The 17,356-nt window shown below is 65.3% G+C and carries 16 protein-coding genes and 1 riboswitch; of the genes, 13 read left to right on the top strand and 3 right to left on the bottom strand.

Annotated elements, in window-relative coordinates:
* Positions 1-395: 395 nt before the first annotated feature.
* The 6 genes from BN1132_RS15195 to cbl all read left to right on the top strand — a co-directional run bounded on the left by BN1132_RS15195 (position 396) and on the right by cbl (position 6,189).
* Positions 396-1,397: a sulfate ABC transporter substrate-binding protein gene (locus tag BN1132_RS15195; protein WP_042078603.1), complete on the top strand. Its 1,002-nt coding sequence runs from the start codon at positions 396-398 to the stop codon at positions 1,395-1,397.
* 39 nt (positions 1,398-1,436) lie between these two features.
* The gene (locus tag BN1132_RS15200; protein WP_042078604.1) at positions 1,437-2,012 is read left to right on the top strand and encodes an RBBP9/YdeN family alpha/beta hydrolase; all 576 of its coding nucleotides are present in this window, start codon (positions 1,437-1,439) and stop codon (positions 2,010-2,012) included.
* Between the two features lie 282 nt (positions 2,013-2,294).
* Positions 2,295-3,134: a sulfate ABC transporter permease subunit CysT gene (gene cysT, locus BN1132_RS15205; RefSeq protein WP_042078605.1), complete on the top strand. Its 840-nt coding sequence runs from the start codon at positions 2,295-2,297 to the stop codon at positions 3,132-3,134.
* The gene (cysW, locus tag BN1132_RS15210; protein WP_042078607.1) at positions 3,131-4,024 is read left to right on the top strand and encodes a sulfate ABC transporter permease subunit CysW; all 894 of its coding nucleotides are present in this window, start codon (positions 3,131-3,133) and stop codon (positions 4,022-4,024) included. The genes cysT and cysW overlap by 4 nt, the downstream gene beginning before the upstream one ends.
* Positions 4,025-4,056: 32 nt before the next feature.
* Positions 4,057-5,124, top strand: a complete 1,068-nt coding sequence (locus BN1132_RS15215) for a sulfate/molybdate ABC transporter ATP-binding protein (protein ID WP_042078608.1) — start codon at positions 4,057-4,059, stop codon at positions 5,122-5,124.
* Between the two features lie 117 nt (positions 5,125-5,241).
* The gene (gene cbl, locus BN1132_RS15220; protein WP_042078610.1) at positions 5,242-6,189 is read left to right on the top strand and encodes an HTH-type transcriptional regulator Cbl; all 948 of its coding nucleotides are present in this window, start codon (positions 5,242-5,244) and stop codon (positions 6,187-6,189) included.
* A gap of 80 nt (positions 6,190-6,269) precedes the next feature.
* Here cbl and BN1132_RS15225 read toward each other — a convergent pair whose 3' ends face one another.
* The 3 genes from BN1132_RS15225 to BN1132_RS15235 form a co-directional block, all read right to left on the bottom strand.
* Entirely contained in the window at positions 6,270-6,797 is a 528-nt protein-coding gene (locus BN1132_RS15225; protein ID WP_042078611.1) for a cytochrome b, read from the bottom strand.
* Between the two features lie 98 nt (positions 6,798-6,895).
* Complete coding sequence (gene gbpA, locus BN1132_RS15230; RefSeq protein WP_042078612.1) at positions 6,896-8,320, bottom strand: N-acetylglucosamine-binding protein GbpA; 1,425 nt, start codon at positions 8,318-8,320, stop codon at positions 6,896-6,898.
* A 66-nt stretch (positions 8,321-8,386) separates the two neighbouring features.
* A riboswitch (cyclic di-GMP riboswitch) is annotated at positions 8,387-8,472 on the bottom strand.
* Between the two features lie 232 nt (positions 8,473-8,704).
* A complete protein-coding gene (locus BN1132_RS15235) occupies positions 8,705-10,387 on the bottom strand; it encodes a methyl-accepting chemotaxis protein (RefSeq protein WP_042078614.1) in 1,683 nt (560 codons plus the stop codon).
* A 295-nt stretch (positions 10,388-10,682) separates the two neighbouring features.
* Between BN1132_RS15235 and BN1132_RS15240 the strand changes: the two genes are divergently transcribed.
* From BN1132_RS15240 to BN1132_RS15270, 7 genes are all read left to right on the top strand, one after another.
* Complete coding sequence (locus BN1132_RS15240) at positions 10,683-12,527, top strand: M3 family metallopeptidase (protein ID WP_042078615.1); 1,845 nt, start codon at positions 10,683-10,685, stop codon at positions 12,525-12,527.
* A 210-nt stretch (positions 12,528-12,737) separates the two neighbouring features.
* Entirely contained in the window at positions 12,738-13,214 is a 477-nt protein-coding gene (locus BN1132_RS15245) for a L,D-transpeptidase family protein (RefSeq protein ID WP_081843603.1), read from the top strand.
* 122 nt (positions 13,215-13,336) lie between these two features.
* On the top strand, positions 13,337-14,050 hold the full coding sequence (locus tag BN1132_RS15250; RefSeq protein WP_042078616.1) for an AzlC family ABC transporter permease: 714 nt from the start codon (positions 13,337-13,339) through the stop codon (positions 14,048-14,050).
* Between the two features lies 1 nt (position 14,051).
* A complete protein-coding gene (locus tag BN1132_RS15255; protein WP_042078617.1) occupies positions 14,052-14,393 on the top strand; it encodes an AzlD domain-containing protein in 342 nt (113 codons plus the stop codon).
* A gap of 116 nt (positions 14,394-14,509) precedes the next feature.
* Positions 14,510-16,045 (top strand): YjjI family glycine radical enzyme, encoded by a 1,536-nt coding sequence (locus BN1132_RS15260; RefSeq protein ID WP_042078618.1) that lies wholly within the window; start codon positions 14,510-14,512, stop codon positions 16,043-16,045.
* On the top strand, positions 16,032-16,913 hold the full coding sequence (locus BN1132_RS15265; protein ID WP_042078619.1) for a YjjW family glycine radical enzyme activase: 882 nt from the start codon (positions 16,032-16,034) through the stop codon (positions 16,911-16,913). The genes BN1132_RS15260 and BN1132_RS15265 overlap by 14 nt, the downstream gene beginning before the upstream one ends.
* 117 nt (positions 16,914-17,030) lie before the next feature.
* Positions 17,031-17,354 carry a DUF1820 family protein gene (locus tag BN1132_RS15270; RefSeq protein WP_042078620.1) on the top strand — a complete coding sequence of 108 codons (324 nt, stop codon included), beginning with the start codon at positions 17,031-17,033 and terminating at the stop codon, positions 17,352-17,354.
* Positions 17,355-17,356 lie beyond the last annotated feature (2 nt).

Here is a 17,356-nt window from a genome sequence, read left to right on the forward strand (position 1 = left end):
TATCCGGCATTTGTGCATGGGAATCGGGAATCAAGGGACAGCAAACAGGGCTTCGCCTCGCCCACTCCTTGTCAAGCCCGTCTCTGCCCACAACCTCCTGAGCCTCGTGCCCTGCCTCTCGCTCACCGCCACTGACAAACCGCCAGAACGGGCGGATCTTGGATGCCCCTTTGGCGCACCGTATTCACTGGCCCGGTCTCTCGACCGGGCTTTTTCATGCCCGGTGTGGCGGTATCTGTGGACTATCTCGGTGGTGGAAAGAGGCCGGGAACAGGCGTCCGCACTCGGAAAAGGTCTGATATACAGTAAAGAGATAAGCAAAGCGCTTTTTCTTTCTTCATGGAATATGAATAAGCGGGCATGCTGTACTCAACCCAACGATATGGAGTATCACCATGAAACTGCGAATGACCGCTTTGACCCTTCTTTCCCTGCTGGCGCTTGGCCAGGCCAATGCTGCCGAAGTGCGCCTGCTGAACGTCTCCTATGACCCGACTCGCGAGCTGTTCCAGGAGTACAACGGCGCCTTCGCCAAGGAGTGGAAGGCCAAGACCGGCGATGATGTGGTGGTGAGCCAGTCTCACGGTGGTTCAGGCAAGCAGGCACGTGCCGTGGTGGACGGGCTGGAGGCTGACGTAGTCTCCCTGGCGCTGGCCTATGACGTCGATGCTGTGGCCAAGGCGGGTCTCACTGCCAGCGACTGGGAAGGACGGCTTGCCAACAATGCCTCTCCCTATACCTCCACCATCGTCTTCCTGGTGCGCAAGGGCAACCCCAAGCAGATCAAGGATTGGGACGACCTGGTACGCAAGGATGTCGCCATCATCACCCCGAACCCCAAGACCTCCGGTGGCGCGCGCTGGAACTATCTGGCGGCCTGGGGCTATGCCCTGAAGAAGAGCGGCAGTGAAGAGGGGGCCAGGCAGTTCGTCGGCGATCTCTACAAGAACGTGAAGGTGCTGGATTCCGGTGCCCGTGGCGCCACCACCAGCTTCATTGAGCGCGGGCTCGGGGACGTGCTGCTGGCCTGGGAAAACGAAGCCTTGCTGGTACTCAATCAGCCGGGGACCAGCGACAAATTCGAACTGGTAGTGCCGTCTGTCTCCATCCTGGCGGAGCCGCCGGTCGCGGTGGTGGACAAGGTGGCCAAGAAGCACGGCACCGAAGCCGTCGCCAAGGCTTACCTCGACTACCTCTACTCCGACGAGGGGCAGCGGATCATCGCCAAGTATCACTATCGCCCGAGCAACCCGGCGATCCTGAAGGAGACGTCTGCCCAGTTCCCCACCCTGAACCTGTTCACCGTCAAGGATCTGGAAGGTGACTGGGACAAGGCGCAGAAGAAGCACTTCGCCCAGGGCGGTCTGTTCGACCAGATTTACCAACCGGGCGGCTAAGGCTGGCCGGCCCCTGTGACAACAGCGAGGAACACCAAGATGAACAAGATCCTTCTGGTTCCCGGTCTGCACAACAGTGGGCCGGATCACTGGCAGAGCCGCTGGCACCAGCAGTTTCCCCAGTGGCAGCGGATGGTGGGTCTGCCCTGGGACAAGCCGGATTTAACGGTCTGGAGCGCCAAGCTGGCGAGCAAGCTCAGGAGCCGGCGCAGCCGGGTACACCTGGTGGCCCACTCCTTCGGTGCCCTGACGGCGATCGCCGCCGCCCGGCTGCAACCGGACAAGGTCTCCTCCATCCTCATCGTGGCGCCTGCCGATCCGGCTCGTTTCGGCATTCCGGACGAGGCGCTGGCGGGATCCATCAAGGTCTCTGCCCAGCTGATCGCCAGCCGCAATGATCCCTGGATGAGCTTCGAGCGAGCCGAGTATTGGAGTCGTCAGTGGCAGGTGCCGCTGTTCGATGCCGGCGAGGTGGGCCACATCAATGCCCAATCCGGTCATGGGGAGTGGAGCCAGGGGCTCAACCTGCTGAGCACCCTTCATCGCCGGGCCGAGATGGTGGTGGAGCCCGCGTCGACCGAGTGGGATAGGCGGGCGGCCCTCAGCTTCCGTTGATATTCCATCGATATGACAAGGAGAGTTCCCGCAAGATGTCAGACAGGCTCGCCACCCTGATCCCATAGTGACGCTCTTTGCAGTTCCGGTTTCACCGATCCGTTTTTGTTAGGTCTTTTATTTATATAAAAGACCTTTTTTTATATTTATCGCTCTAAAAGCCTTGTCCCACCGTGGTTAGATAAAAAAGTGCTTAGCAAAGGCGTTATTGATGTTTGTTGTCCCTGGCCCCAGTGAGCAAAATCGCCATATCTAAAGTTATTTATAACAAACGGATGTGTTATGCGATTAAGTTCTTATTCCGTCCTGCCGGGTCTGGGGCCCACGCTGGGCTTCAGTCTGCTCTATCTGGGCATACTGGTGCTGCTGCCGCTCTCGGCGCTGGTGCTGTTCACCGTGAACCACCTGACCGCCGCCGAGTTCTGGCAGGTGATCGGCTCCCCCCGGGTGCTCGCTTCCTTCCGTCTGAGCTTCGGGGCCGCCTTCATCGCGGCGCTGCTCAACAGCCTGTTCGGCCTGATCCTGGCCTGGGTGCTGGTGCGCTACACCTTCCCCGGCCGCCGCCTGGTGGATGCGCTGATCGACCTGCCCTTCGCCATGCCCACCGCCGTCTCCGGCATCGCCCTGTGCGCCATCTTCGCCCCCAACGGCTGGATCGGCCAGTGGGTCGCCCCGCTCGGCATCGAGCTGGCCTACAACCCCATCGGGGTGGTGATAGCCCTGACCTTTATCGGGCTGCCCTTCGTGGTGCGCACCCTGCAGCCCGTGCTGCGGGAGGCGGAAACCGAGCAGGAGGAGGCCGCCGCCAGCCTGGGAGCCAATCGCTGGCAGACCTTCGCCCGGGTGCTGTGGCCGACCCTGGTGCCGGCATTGCTGACCGGTTTCGCCTTGGCCTTTGCCCGGGCGGTGGGGGAGTACGGCTCCGTCATCTTTATCGCTGGCAATTTGCCCATGGTCTCCGAGATAGCGCCGCTGATGATCATGAGCCACCTGGAGGAGTATGACTACGCGGGGGCTTCCGCCATCGCCTCCGTCATGCTGCTGATCTCGTTTGTCTTGCTGTTGATCATCAACAAGTTGCAGGCCTGGAGCTGGGCCCACATCGGAGGGAGCCGTATATGAGCGCATCCAGTGCAAGTCTCGATCTGGCCCCAGGTGCCGTCACTGTGACCCAGGTGCGCCAGCCCCCGGTCATCCGTGAGCCGGCCTGGGTCAAATGGCTGCTGATCACGGTCGGTCTGGGCTGGTTTGCCGCCCTGCTGTTGCTGCCGCTGGCCACCGTCTTCATCCAGGCCCTGCGACCTGGGCTGGCCTTCTTCTGGCACGCCATCAGCGAGCCGGATGCCCTGAGCGCCCTCGGGCTGACGGCCCTGGTGACGCTCTGCGCCGTGCCCCTGAACCTGCTGTTCGGTGTGGCGGCGGCCTGGGCCATCGCCCGCTTCCGGTTCCCGGGGCGGCAACTGCTCATCACCATCATCGATCTGCCGTTCTCGGTGTCCCCCGTCATCGCCGGCCTGATGTTCGTGCTGATGTTCGGCAGCCGCGGCTGGTTCGGCGAGTGGCTCGGCGAGCACGACATCAAGATCATCTTCGCCACCCCGGGGATCATCCTCGCGACCACCTTCATCACCGTGCCCTTCGTGGTGCGCGAGCTGCTGCCCCAGATGGAGGCGCGCGGCCCGGAGGAAGAGGAGGCCGCCATCATGCTGGGGGCGAGCGGGTTGCAGATGTTCTGGCGCGTCACCCTGCCCGGCATCCGCTGGAGCCTGATGTATGGCCTGCTGCTCTGTACCGCCCGGGCGGTGGGGGAGTTCGGCGCCGTCTCGGTGGTCTCCGGCCATATTCGCGGCCAGACCAACACGCTGCCACTGCACATCGAGATCCTCTACAACGAGTACCAGACCGGCGCCGCCTTCGCGGTGGCCAGCCTGCTGGCGCTGTTCGGGATCTTCACCCTGCTGGGTGAAACCCTGCTGGCCAGGCTGCGCAGTCAGCCGACCCAGTCCCATTGATCTCGAATTAACGGTTATCAAGAGAGGCATCCATGAGCATTCAGGTGCAAGGACTCAACAAGCATTTCAATCAGTACGCGGCCCTGGCCGATATCAACCTCGACTTTCACGACGGTGAACTGGTGGCCCTGCTGGGCCCCTCCGGCTGCGGCAAGACCACCTTGCTGCGGATCATCGCCGGGCTGGAGCAGGCCGACAGCGGCAGCGTCATCATCCGCGGAGAGGATGCATCGGATCTCCACGTGCGCGATCGCAACGTCGGCTTCGTGTTCCAGCACTACGCCCTGTTCCGCCACATGACGGTGTTCGAGAACGTGGCGTTCGGCCTGAGGGTCAAGCCGCGCGCCGACCGACCGAACGAGGAGGCCATCCGCGCACGGGTCAAGGAGCTGCTGGATCTGGTGCAGCTCAGCCACGTGGCCGGACGCTATCCTACCCAGCTCTCCGGCGGCCAGCGTCAGCGGGTCGCCCTGGCCCGCGCCCTGGCGGTGCAGCCCAAGGTGCTGCTGCTGGACGAGCCCTTCGGCGCCCTCGACGCCCAGGTGCGCAAGGAGCTGCGCCGTTGGCTGCGCGAACTGCATGACGAGCTGCACGTCACCAGCCTGTTCGTGACCCACGATCAGGAGGAGGCGCTGGAGGTGGCGGATCGGGTGGTGCTGATGAACGCCGGCAAGGTGGAGCAGATAGGCACCCCGGCCGAGGTCTATGACCAGCCCGCCAGCGCCTTCGTGCACAGCTTCCTCGGCAGCGTGAACCTGTTCCGCGGCCGGGTGGCCGGGCAGGGGCTCGGCATCGGCGAGCAGCAGCTGGGGGGCCCTATCCCCTCCCACCTGGCGGAGGGGAGCGCGGCCATCGCCTATGTGCGCCCCCACGAGCTGGAGATACTGCCGGCGGACGCCCCGGGGGGCATTCGCGCCACCATCACCCGGCTGCTGCCCATGGGGCCGCGCATCCGGGTGGAGCTGCGTGGTGACGGGGAGACGGGAGGCGCCCACTACGAGGCCGAGCTGAGCAAGGAGGCCGCCCGGGCCTTCGCCCCCGGCCAGGGGGTACGTCTGGTGGCCAGGCAGGCACAGCTCTACCCCGACTACCAGATTTGAGGGCGCGCCGCACGGCGCGGCCCCCCTTTCAGGCTTGCAACCGGGCAATGATCCCGGCAATCCATAACAAGAGGACGGTGGCCCGAGCCACCGCCACTCAGCGCAGGAGGCGATGAGGTGAACTTTCAGCAGTTGCGTATCATTCGGGAGGCGGCACGGCGGGATTACAACCTGACCGAGGTGGCCAATGCCCTGTTTACCTCCCAGTCCGGTGTCAGCCGCCATATCCGCGAGCTGGAGGAGGAGCTGGGGCTGGCGCTCTTCATCCGCTACGGCAAGCGGCTGCTCGGCATGACGGAGCCGGGCAAGGAGCTGCTGGTGATCGCCGAGCGCATCCTGGGGGATGCCGACAACATCCGCAAACTGGCGAGTACCTTCGCCAACCGCGACTCGGGCCGGCTGCTCATCGCGACCACCCACACCCAGGCGCGTTACGCCCTGCCACGGGTGGTGAAGGCGTTTCGCGAGCAGTTCCCCCTGGTACAGCTGGAGCTGCGCCAGGGCAGCCCGGAGGAGATAGTGCGGCTGGTGCAGACCGGCGAGGTGGACATCGGCATCAGCAGCGAGCAGCTCGACAAGAGCGAAGGGGTGGTGGCCTTCCCCTACTATCGCTGGCACCACAACATAGTGGTGCCGGAGCAGCATCCCCTCACCGCCGAGCGGGATCTGACCCTGGCGGCCCTGGCCCACTGGCCCATCGTCACCTACCAGGCCGGCCTCACCGGTCGGGCACGGGTGGACGAGGCCTTTGCCGAGGCGGGCATAGTGCCGCAGATCCTGCTGACCGCCCAGGACTCCGACGTCATCAAGACCTATGTCGAGCTGGAGATGGGGGTGGGCATACTGGCGGACATGGCGTTCGACCCCCAGCGGGACAAGGGGTTGGTGCAGCTGGACGGCAGCCGACTGTTCGCGCCGCACACCGCCTGGATCGGCCTCAAGCAGGGGCAGTTCCAGCACAACTTCACCTGGCAGTTCATCCAGCTCTGCAACCCCGAGCTGGCGCTGGCGGAGATCCAGGCCAGGGCCATGAGCAACGAGCCGCTGGTCGACTACCAGATCTGAGCGCTTTGCCGCGTCCGAAAAAACAGGGAGCCATTGGCTCCCTGTTTGCTTGTCCGCCTCTTCCCGGTTCCAGAGACAGGCTAGCGGCCGCTCTGGGGGCCCAGCATGCGATACAGGGTGCGATCCCCCTTGATCCTGTGGTGGTAGAGGGCGGCCGCCACGTGCAGCAGGACCAGCGCCGCCAGCGCCAGGCAGCCGACGCGATGGACGCCGAAGAAGAAGGCGTTGACGTCGGGGTCATCGATGGGGTTGGCGACCGGGTAGAGCCAGAACAGGGAGTAGCCCTGCTCCAGCATCAGGAAGCCGCTCAGCAGCACCACACACATCAGGCTGTAGAGCAGGGCGTGAGCCAGCCGGGCGGCGGGGTGGTGCCGGGTCCGCTCCTCGGGCAGGGGGGGCCGCCAGTGCCGCCAGCCCCAGCGCAGCAGGAAGAGCGGGGTGATCAGGGTCGCCATCGACATGTTCAGCTCAGACAGAAATTGAAACAGCCTTGGGTGGCTGTCGATCACCAGGTGCATCAGGTAGCCGGCCAGGGTGGCGTACAGGATGACGGCGGCCATCAGCCAGTGCAGCAGGCGGCTCAGGGGGTCATAGTAGTCTTTCGTCATGGGATGTTTCCGAGAGGACCACGGCGGCACGAGGCCGCGGCAGCCAGGATGACAGGCACAAAAAAGAGGCCGCTCGGGCCTCTTCTGCTTGCGGGGGATCAGTTCACCAGGGTCCAGGCATCCTGCCAGTTGGTGCCGACGCCGGGCTCATACTGGGTCGCGGTACTGGTCCAGATGGTGCACCAGCCGCTGTAGGGGTAGGGCTTGCACTGATAGATCCTGCCGTCCTTGGGCTGCAGCACCTTGGTGCCAGCCTGATAGGAGGACAAGCCTTCCGGGAAGCGGTACTGGTAGTCGCCACCGCTGGCCGGATCCTTGAACATCAGATCCAGGGTCTGCTGCAGGGGGGCGCCGCCCGCCTTCGGCTTGCCCTCTATCACCAGCTGGTGATGACCCGCGCTCAGGCCGCCGACCTCCATGGTGAAGCTCTGGCTGCTGTCCTTGATGTCGGCGCTGGTCTGGCCCTTGGCGGCGCCGCCGTGGTCATACAGGGTGTTGGTGACCGCGAGATCCCCCTCGGCCGTGACGGTGAAATTCAGGGTGACCTTGCCGTTGTCGAGCAGGTATTCGCTCTCCAGGCCGCTCACGCTGATGCTGTCGCTCACCGGGGGTTGCTGCTGCTCGAGCTGGACCTCGACCCGCTGCAGGTTGCTGCCCGCCTTCAGATAGACGGGGTTCTGGCCGTAGACCGGGTTGAACTGGCCATCGCTGCCCTGCTGACCGGCGCGGATCTGGCTCTGCTCGGCGTTGATCCTGGCGGCCAGATCGTGGGCCCAGTTGTTCTTCTGACCCTGCTCGGCGGAGCCTATGGTCAGCACTGTCTGCAGATCGGTGCGCTCGCCGTTGGCGTCGAATACCCGGGTCCTGGCCTTGTCGCCGACCGCCAGATCGGTGGAGGGGTAGATGGTCCCGCCCTGGCTCCAGGTCAGCGGCGGCTGGGTACCGCCATCGAACTGGGCGTCGATGAGGTTGTAGAAGCTGTTGGCGGTATCGCCCACCTCCCAGACACCGAGGATGACCTGGTAGCCGGTGCGCGCCGGCAGGGTGCATTGATGGGTGACCTGCTTGGGCGGCTGCACCATGCCCCCGTCGATGACGCAGAATGGATTGAGATCGAAGGAGTCCCGGGTCAGCGGCTGATTCGGGTTCCACTCCTGCTTGGTGAGGTAGTAGCGCCAGTTGCGGGTGACGTGGTTGGCGGTGAAGGTCCAGCCGATGGTGAAGGGACCGGCCTGCACCTGGCGCTTGGTCCAGCGGTCGCTGGTCTGGGCGTTGAGCTCACCAAATTGCGAGTGGCCGGCCGAGGCGATCTGGCCGTCGGCGGGGCCGCCATTGGGGAAGCCTGACGGCGCCTCCAGGCTCTGTGGCTCCCACTGGATGGCGCCGCACTGGCTGTTGCCACCCGTCTTGCACAGATAGTTGCGCGACTCCGGCTGGCTGATGTAGCCGTGGGCGAGCACGCCGCCACTGGCCAGCAGCGCCAGCGCCGCCGCGAGGTGATTGAGTTTGATAGTTGCTGCCATACATTCCTCTGTTCGGTGATGTGGGCAGTCAAGTTGGCAGGGGGAATACCCCGTGACACACCTGAGTGTGGCAACCCCGCTATCCTGGACGTCATGTCTTTAGACCGGAGGCTTTGCGTCCTGGCCTTTCAACCAGTTTGCCAAATGACTACAAAAAGGGTCATGTGCCGCCAATGGCGACCCCTCATCATGACTATATTTTGTTAAAAAATTAAGTGTAAAAATTGACAGGTCTGTCTCATCGGAGCACCGCAATCCGGGATGCCGTCTTCCCGGGGGCTGTTCTTCGGGGCTTGGGGGAGACAGCCCGTAGCGGGCTCTCAGGGGGTTGATGAGGGTCTGTCCCCTGTCAGCCAGGCTGACAGGGGACGACGAGGTGCCACGTCAGTGGCGTGGCTGAGGGGTGACCCTGTGTGTGGACGAGGAGCCCTGAATCGGTCGTGGCGCCAGATCCGGGGCTGTGCTGCCCAGTCTGAACAGGGCCAGGCGCTCGTCCAGACTGCGGGAGAGTCCGGCCAGCAGTTCGCTTTCCCGGGCCAGCTGGGAGGCGGCCTGGGACATCTCGAGCGCCGAGTCGTTGATGCCGCTGACGTTGCGGTTCATGTCCTCCGCCACCATGCTCTGCTGCTCCGCCGCCGTGGCGATCTGGGTCGCCATGTCGCTGACGTGCTGGATGTGGTTGACGATGAGGGAGAGATCCTGACCCGCCTTCTCGGACTGGTTGACACTGCTCTCCGCCAGTTTCCGGCTGGCGTCCATGGCGCTGGCGGCGGTAACCGCCCTTTGCTGCAACTGGGTGATGGTGCTCTGGATCTCCTCGGTGGAGTGACGGGTCCGACTCGCCAGCTGGCGTACCTCGTCGGCCACCACGGCGAAGCCGCGTCCCTGTTCGCCGGCCCGGGCCGCCTCGATGGCGGCGTTGAGGGCCAGCAGGTTGGTCTGCTCCGAGATGGCGCTGATGACCGCCGTCACCTCGCCGATCTGCATCACCCCCTCCTTGAGCTGGTTGACCTGCAGGGTGGCCTGCTCCACCTCGGTGGCCAGCGCCTGGATGCCGTGCACGCTGGCATGGACATCCTGGTTGCCGAGCCCGGCCTCGCTGGTGGCGTCCTGGGTGTCCCGTGCCGTGTTCTCGGCGTGGCCTGCCACGTCGGAGATGGTGGTGCTCATCTCGTTCATGGCGGTGGCGAGCTGGGCCAGCTGATCCCGCTGGCTGTTGACCGCCTGGTTGGTCTGCTCGGCGGAGGCGGCGATGCGCAGGGCGGCATCCGCCACGTTGCGGGCGCCCTGGCTCGCCTCCAGCAGGGCGTGACGAATGGCATCCAGCCCCTGGTTGGTCGCGCTGGCGACGGCCCCCAGTTCATCCTTGCCGTGCACCGGGATGCTCACCACCAGATCCCCGGCGGCCACCCGGGCCATGGCCCGGTTGATCTCGGTGAGCGGGGTGACGATGGAGCGGCTGATGGCCAGGCCCAGCAGCCCCATCAGCAGGATCACCAGCAAGGTGGCCCCGCCCATCAGCCGGTACTGGGACCAGATGGTGGCCTGGATGTCCTGCAGCAGCACGCCGGAGCCCAGGATCCAGCCCCAGGGCTGGTAACCGGCCACCAGCGACATCTTCTGGGCCGCCTCGCCGGAGGGGGAGAGCCACTGGTACTCCAGGCGCCCGCTGCGGCCACCCTTGCCGAGATCCACCATGCGCTGCCAATGGGATTCGGCGGGCGTCCCGCCCATCTGCTGGCCGACCAGCTCCGGCTTGGCGGGATGCACCACCACGTGGCGGTTCTCGTCCAGCACGAACAGGTAGTTGTCCCCGTCAAAGCGCATGCTGTCGAGCATGGCCTTGGCCTGCGCCTGCGCCTGCTCCGGGGGGAGGGTGGCGGCCAGGGTCTGGATCCGGCTCATGGCCAGATCCAGCACCGCCTGCAGCCTGGCTTCCCGCTCGCTCATCAGATTGCGATGCAGGGCACTGGCCGAGATGAACAGCAGTGCGAGGAAGCCGATCAGTGCCAGTGAGAGCAGCAGCATCAGCTTGCGACTCACGGCGATATCACCGAGCTTGAACATAGTCTTTTCCTTACTTTCCCATGCGGGTCTGGTTATGACCGGTCTGCCGGCCGGACCTGATCGTTTTTATTGTTAACATCCATTTAACTTTCAAAGGGTTGTGATGGCTGGTTGCCAATTGGGCGTGCCGGCAACCAGTATAGCCAGCAGACAGCAACCCCCGCTTTTGGTAGCGTGATGACGCGCATCCCGTCGCACAATTTGTCCGCTCTATTTGCAAGAAGTGTGAATGAGTCGGCATCTCACCAAAAAGGAGTGGGCGCCCCCGTGGCTGCCCCATAACAAGAGGGAAGTTATGAGTTCCATTGCCAGGAATTATCTCAACCGGCTCAACGCCGACTACCTGCAGGTGCACAGGCGCAAGGAGGATCTGTTCTGGTCCACCTACATGGGCACCAGCGACGATCAGGCCGGCTTTACCGCCGCAGAGCAGGCCTACAAGGCGTTCTGCGCCGATCCGGCGCGCCTGCCGGTACTGCGTGAAATGCTGGCCCAGGCCGAGGAGGCCGAGCTCAGGCGCGGTCTGGGGGGCTGGATCGCCTTCTTCGAGTGCAACGTCATCGAGGATCCTCAGGCTGCCGCCCTGATGGACGAGCTGGTGGCCGCCGAGGCGGAGCTCTTCGCCCGTCGCAAGGGGTTGAGGCTGACGCTGCTGGACGAGCAGGGTCGCCAGGTGCCCGGCAGTCTGCCCGCCGCCAGCACGGCGCTGGCCGCCAGTAGCGACGAGGCGGTGCGCCAGAGTGCGCTCGCCATGTTCCACACCCTGGAGCAGTGGGTGGTCGGCAACGGCTTTCTCGAGGTGGTGGCCCTGCGCAACCGCTTCGCCCGGGCCATGGGCTATCGGGACTATTTCGACTACAAGGTGCACAAGAACGAGCAGATGAGCCCGGCGCAGCTGTTTGCGGTGCTGGACGACTTCATCGCCCGCACCGAGGAGCGGCTGCACCAGAGCCTGGCCGAGCTGAAGGCCGCCAAGGGGGAAGAGGCCCTGCTGCCCCACAACCTGCGCTACAGCGTGAGCGGCGACGTGACCCGCCGGCTCGACCCCTATGTGCCCTTCTCCCGGGCACTGCAGGATTGGGTCGAGAGCTTCCGCCGCCTCGGTATCCAGTACCGCGGCGCCACCCTGACCCTGGATCTGCTGACCCGGGAGGGGAAATACGAGAACGGCTTCTGCCACGGCCCGGTGCCGAGCTTCTGGCAGGAGGGGGAGTGGGTCCCCGCCGTGGTCAACTTCACCAGCCTGGCCAACCCGGCCCAGGTGGGCAGCGGCTGGAGCGGGCTCAACACCCTGTTCCACGAGGGGGGCCATGCGGCGCACTTTGCCAACGTCACCGGCAACGCCCCCTGCTTCTCCCAGGAGTTTCCGCCCACCTCCATGGCCTATGCCGAGACCCAGTCCATGTTCTGCGACAGCCTGCTGGACGACGCGGACTGGCTCAAGCGCTACGCCAGGAATGCGGCGGGTGAGCCCATCCCAGACGACCTCATCCAGGCGATGATCGAGGCGCGCCAGCCGTTTCGTGCCTTCAATGAGCGCCAGATCGCGCTGGTGGCCTACTTCGAGCGGGATCTCTACGCCATGGCAGAGAGCGAGCGCACTCCCGACGCCGTGCTGACGCTGGCCCGTCGCTGGGAGCGCCAGATCCTGGGGGTGGAGAGCCCGCGCCCGCTGCTGGCCATCCCGCACCTCCTGAACCAGGAATCGGCCTGCGCCTATCACGGCTACCTGCTGGCGCTGATGGCGGTGGAGCAGACCCGCGCCTACTTCCTTAAGCGCGACGGCTACCTCACCGACAACCCGCGCATCGGGCCGGATCTGGCCGCCCATTACTGGGGGCCGGGCAACGGCATGACCCACGACGAGACACTCAGGAGCCTGACCGGCGAAGGCTTCAGCGCCATCCCGCTGGCGACGGTGTGCAACCAGACCGTGGCCGAGGCGTGGCAGCAGGCAGAAGCCTGCATGGCGGCGGCCCGCCAGCGTCCGTCGGCGGGGGAGGGGGCCCCGCTCAACGCCCATATCCGGGTGGTGCACGGAGCCGAGCTCATCGCCGACAACCGCGAGTCCGAGGCACGCATGCTGGCGGACTTCGAGGCCTGGATCCGGCGCCAGGAGGCGCCCGCCGGGCAGTCATGACGAGACGAAGCCCCGCCACTGGCGGGGCTTCGTCATTGGGGCCGGCGTGGCGAACGGGGCTCTCGCCAGGCTGGTCACAGATATGTTTCTCCCGATATATTGAGAATTCATGGCGATCCCATATCATGGCGCTCGCTCGCCACCAGAGAGTGGCGACATTCGGATGATTTGCTAACAAGAGAGCCCTGAAGGCTCGCAGAGGGATGGAAATTGAGAGCCGTATTGCTGTGTTTGCTGGGGCTGTGGCCCGCATTGAGTTTTGCCACCCTGTCCGCCGATATGGTGGTGGTCAAGAAGTCGAGTTATAGCCTGACCCTGATGAAGGATGGCAAGGAAGTCAAACGCTACTGGGTCGCCCTGGGCCCGGCACCCATGGGGCACAAGCAGCGGGAAGGGGATCAGCGCACGCCGGAAGGCCGCTACACCCTGGACTACAAGAAGAGCAACTCCGGCTTCTACAAGGCGATCCACATCAACTACCCGAACCTGGACGACATCAAGCGTGCCAACGAGCTGGGGGTGAACCCGGGCGGCATGATCATGATCCACGGCCAGCGCAACAGCCTGGGGGATCGCAGGGTGCAGCCGTCCAACTGGACCAATGGCTGCATCGCGGTGCTCAACCACGAGATGGACGAGATCTGGAACGCCATCGAGCCCGGTACCCCCATCATCATCGAGCCCTGATCCCGCCCTCCGACGCCCGCAGCCATGCGGGCGTTTCATTTTGCTGCAGACCATGGCGTGACAGCCAATCCCGCCCCGTGCTAGTTTTTCCGGCTCCCATTGGCAGTGACAAGGATGAGCCCATGACGTCAGGAACCCGCCTCCCCGCGCCCGAGCGCACGGGGGGGCTCTGGTGGCGCGCCACCCTGGACATACTCCCGCTCTCCATCTCGGTGATCCCCTGGGGGATCCTGTGCGGCGCCCTGGCGCTGCAGGCGGGGCTGAGCCCGCTGCAGGCCCAGCTGATGTCGCTGCTGGTCTATGCGGGCGCCGCCCAGCTCTCGGCCACCACCTTGTTCGGGGCGGGCACTCCCCTGCTGCCCATCATGGGATCCACCGTGGTGATCACCTCCCAGCACCTGCTCTATGGCTTCACCTTTCGCCGCGACGTGCTGCCGCTCTCCCTGCGCTGGCGAGCCAGCCTCGCCTTCTTCCTGACCGACGAGATGTTCGCGGTGGCACTCAAGGACAGAGAGCGCAGCGGCACCTTCAATCCCGCCTACGCGCTCATCGCGGGCTTCGTCTTCTACCTGTTCTGGAACCTGGCGACCCTGCTCGGCATCGCCGCCGGCCAGTACATCGACGGGCTGGACAGTATGGGGCTGGACTTCGCCATCGCCGCCACCTTCATCGCCATGACCATACCCGCCATGAAGAACCTGCCCATGGTGGCGGCCACCCTGGTGAGCGGCGGCACGGCGCTGCTCACCAAGCCGCTGCTGGCGGAGATCCACATCATCGTCTCGGCCCTGGCCGGCATGGTGGTGGGCTATGTGCTGCACCGGATGAGGAGGTGACATGGGCTGGCTGATGATAGGCCTGCTGGCCCTGATCACCTTCTTCAACCGCTTCGCCTTCTTCTCCCGGCTTACCCGTTATCAGCCCGGCGCCGAGATGGGAGCCTTCCTCAGCTTCTCGGCCCAGTCGGTGCTGACCGCCATCTGGCTGCCCATCGTCTTCAGCTACGAGCCGGGACACGGGCTGGACTGGGATCCGGACTACCTGGCCGCCACCCTGCTGGTGACCGCGCTGACCCTGCTGCGGCTGCCGACCCTGGTGGTGGTGGTCGTCGGCATGGGGGGCTTCTTCCTGCTGCGCTGGCTGGGGGGCGTGACCGGGCTCCTGCCCTGGCTGGGCTAGGCCCGTGATCCGGCATGGCGGATGTCGTTCTCGGATATCCGCCATGTTGTGAATGTCACTTCAAAAAAGGCCTCCAGAGTGTGAGGATTCTGGCATTCCCCCGTGAGGAGCGAGCCATGTCTTTCACCGACACCTGCCAGCGCATCGTGCGCGACCCCCTGCTCTCGCCGGCCCAGAAGCGCCACGCCCTGGCGCTGGCCGCCGAGAATGCGCTGCCCTATCCCGAGCTGCCCGCCACCGTCCAGGAGGCCATGGCGCGAGGGGGGCTGTGCGACATGTTCGAGGGGCACGCCCCCCACAAGCCGCGCTATGTGCTGCCGGACTATGAAAAGTTCCTGCGCCAGGGCTCGGCCTGGCTGGAGCTGGCGCCGCCAAGGGATTTCGATGAGGCCCTCGACGCCCTGCGCATCCTCTACCACCACGTGCCCTCCGTCACCGGCATGCCGGTCTGGCTGGGCCGGCTCGATCAACTGCTGCTGCCCTTCGTCGGCGCGCTGGATGACGAGACCCTGCATCGCAAGCTGAAGGCCTTCTGGATCTACCTGGACCGGGTGCTGCCGGACGCCTTCATGCACGTCAACATCGGCCCAGATGACAACCGCCTCTGCCGCCTGATCCTGCGCATCGACGGCGAGCTCCAGCAGGCGGCGCCGAACCTCAGCCTGTTCCACGACCCGGCGCAGACCCCGGACAGTCTGCTGCTGCAGGGGGTCGAGAACATAGCCCTGTGCAGCAAGCCCCACATCGTCAACTACCCGCTGCACCGCGACACCTTCGACAGGCGTGGCTTTGGCATCGTCAGCTGCTACAACGCCCTGCCGCTCGGGGGCGGCGCCAACACCCTGGTGCGACTCTCCCTCAGGGCGGTGGCCGAGCAGAGTGCAGGGGTCGAGGATTTCATGGAGAGAATGCTGCCTCACCACTGCGAGCAGGCGTCCCTGCTGATCGAGGCGCGGGCCGCCTTCCTGCACCGGGAGTCGGGCTTCTTCGACAGCTTCCTGGTGCAGGAGGGGTTGATCGAGGAGGGGCGCTTCGTGCCCATGTTCGGCATCTTTGGCATGGCGGAGGCGGTGAATCTGCTGATGGAGAAGGCGGGGCTGCCGGGGCGCTATGGCCACGACGAGGGGGCGAACCGGCTCGGCCATCGCATCTCGGCCCGGCTCGCCGAGCTGGTGACCAGCCGGTCCCAGTCCCACGCCTGGGGCGGGCGCGCCCTGCTGCACGCCCAGGGGGGACTCAGCCTGGATCAGGGGGTCACCCCAGGGGTGCGCATCCCCTATGGTGAAGAGCCGGATCCCGCCAGCCACCTGCTGGCCCTGGCCCCCCATCACGGCTTCTATCCCTCCGGGATCAGCGAGATCCTGACCCTGGATCCCACCATTCGCCAGAATCCCCAGGCGCTGCTGCAACTGTGCAAGGGGGCCTTCGCCCTCGGCATGCGCGAGTTCAGCGCCAACGTGGCGGACAGCGATCTGGTGCGGGTGACCGGCTACATGATCCGCAAGCGCGATCTGGCCCGCTTCGCGACCGAAGGCTCGCGACTGCAGACCACCTGCCTCGGGGTCGAGGCGAGCGAGCTGACCGGCATCCGCCGTCGGCAGCCCAGGGTGGTGGCCGTCGAGGCGCTCCTGGATGACCATGGCGTGCGATGAGGAGGGCGTAAGAGGGACGGTCAGCCGCTGGCTGCCCTTCTCCTGCGTGGACGGGCCCGGCAACCGGCTGGTGTTGTTCCTGCAGGGCTGCAACTTCCGCTGCCCCGGCTGCCACAACCCGCACACCATAGGGGGGTGCGATCACTGCGGCGACTGCGTGCCCGGCTGCCCGGGCGGGGCCCTGAGTCTGAAGGATGGGAGGGTGCACTGGCAGGAGGCGCGCTGTACCCAGTGCGATCGCTGCCTGGAGATCTGCCCCCGCAGCGCCAGCCCCAAGACCCACGAGATGTCGGTGGCCGAGGTGCTGGCCCTGCTGCGCCGCTACGGTCCGCTGCTCAGCGGCATCACTGTGTCCGGCGGGGAGGCGACCACCCAGCTGCCATTCGTGATCTCCCTGTTCACGGCCATCAAGGAGGCGCCGGATCTGGCCCACCTCAGCTGTCTGCTCGACAGCAACGGTTCCCTCGCCGAGACCGGCTGGCAGCGGCTGCTGCCGGTGCTGGACGGCGCCATGATCGATCTCAAGGGGTGGCAAGCGCCGGTGCACCGTACCCTGACTGGGCGTGATCGGGATCGGGTGCTGGCGTCGCTGCGGCTGCTGGCCGCCCGGGGCAGGCTAGCCGAGTTGCGCCTGCTCCATGTGCCGGGGCAGAGCGACTTTCTCGACGGGGCGGGCGAGCTGGCGGAGGGGCTGGCGGCCTTCCTGGCGTCGCTGGGCCCCGTGCCCATCCGCCTCAACGGCTTTCGCCATCACGGGGTGCGCGGGGCGGCGCTGGCCTGGCCGCAGGCCAGGGAGGATGAGCTGGTGGCCCTGGCCACCGCCTTGAAGGCCAAGGGGTTTGGCCCCGTGATGCTGCCAGCGATCTGAGCCGGCCGGCGCGTCGCTGCCCTGAGACCCGATATGACGCAACTGTGAACTCTGTCTATATGGCACGCCGTCAGTGGCGGCTAGAATGGGAAAACCGTCCACCATCAACAGATACCCATGAGTGAAGCCAACGCCTTATACCGAGTGCAGTTTATTTGTCACAACGAGCGTTACGAAGTCTATGTCAGGGAAGTGAGCCAGGGTCAGCTGTTCGGCTTCATCGAGATCGCCCACTTCGTGTGGGACAACCACACGGCGCTCATCGTCGACCCCAGCCACGAGAAGTTGAAGAGTGAATTCGCCGACGTCAATCGCACCATGATCCCCATGCACCACGTGCTGCGGGTCGACCAGGTGCGCAAGCAGGGGGCCGCCCGCATCACGGATCTGGGCAGCAATGTCGCCTCCTTCCCCAGCCCCATCTACACCAAGAAACCCTGATC

It is taken from the genome of Aeromonas sanarellii (assembly GCF_000820085.1).
In the GTDB taxonomy this organism is placed as follows: Bacteria; Pseudomonadota; Gammaproteobacteria; order Enterobacterales; family Aeromonadaceae; genus Aeromonas; species Aeromonas sanarellii.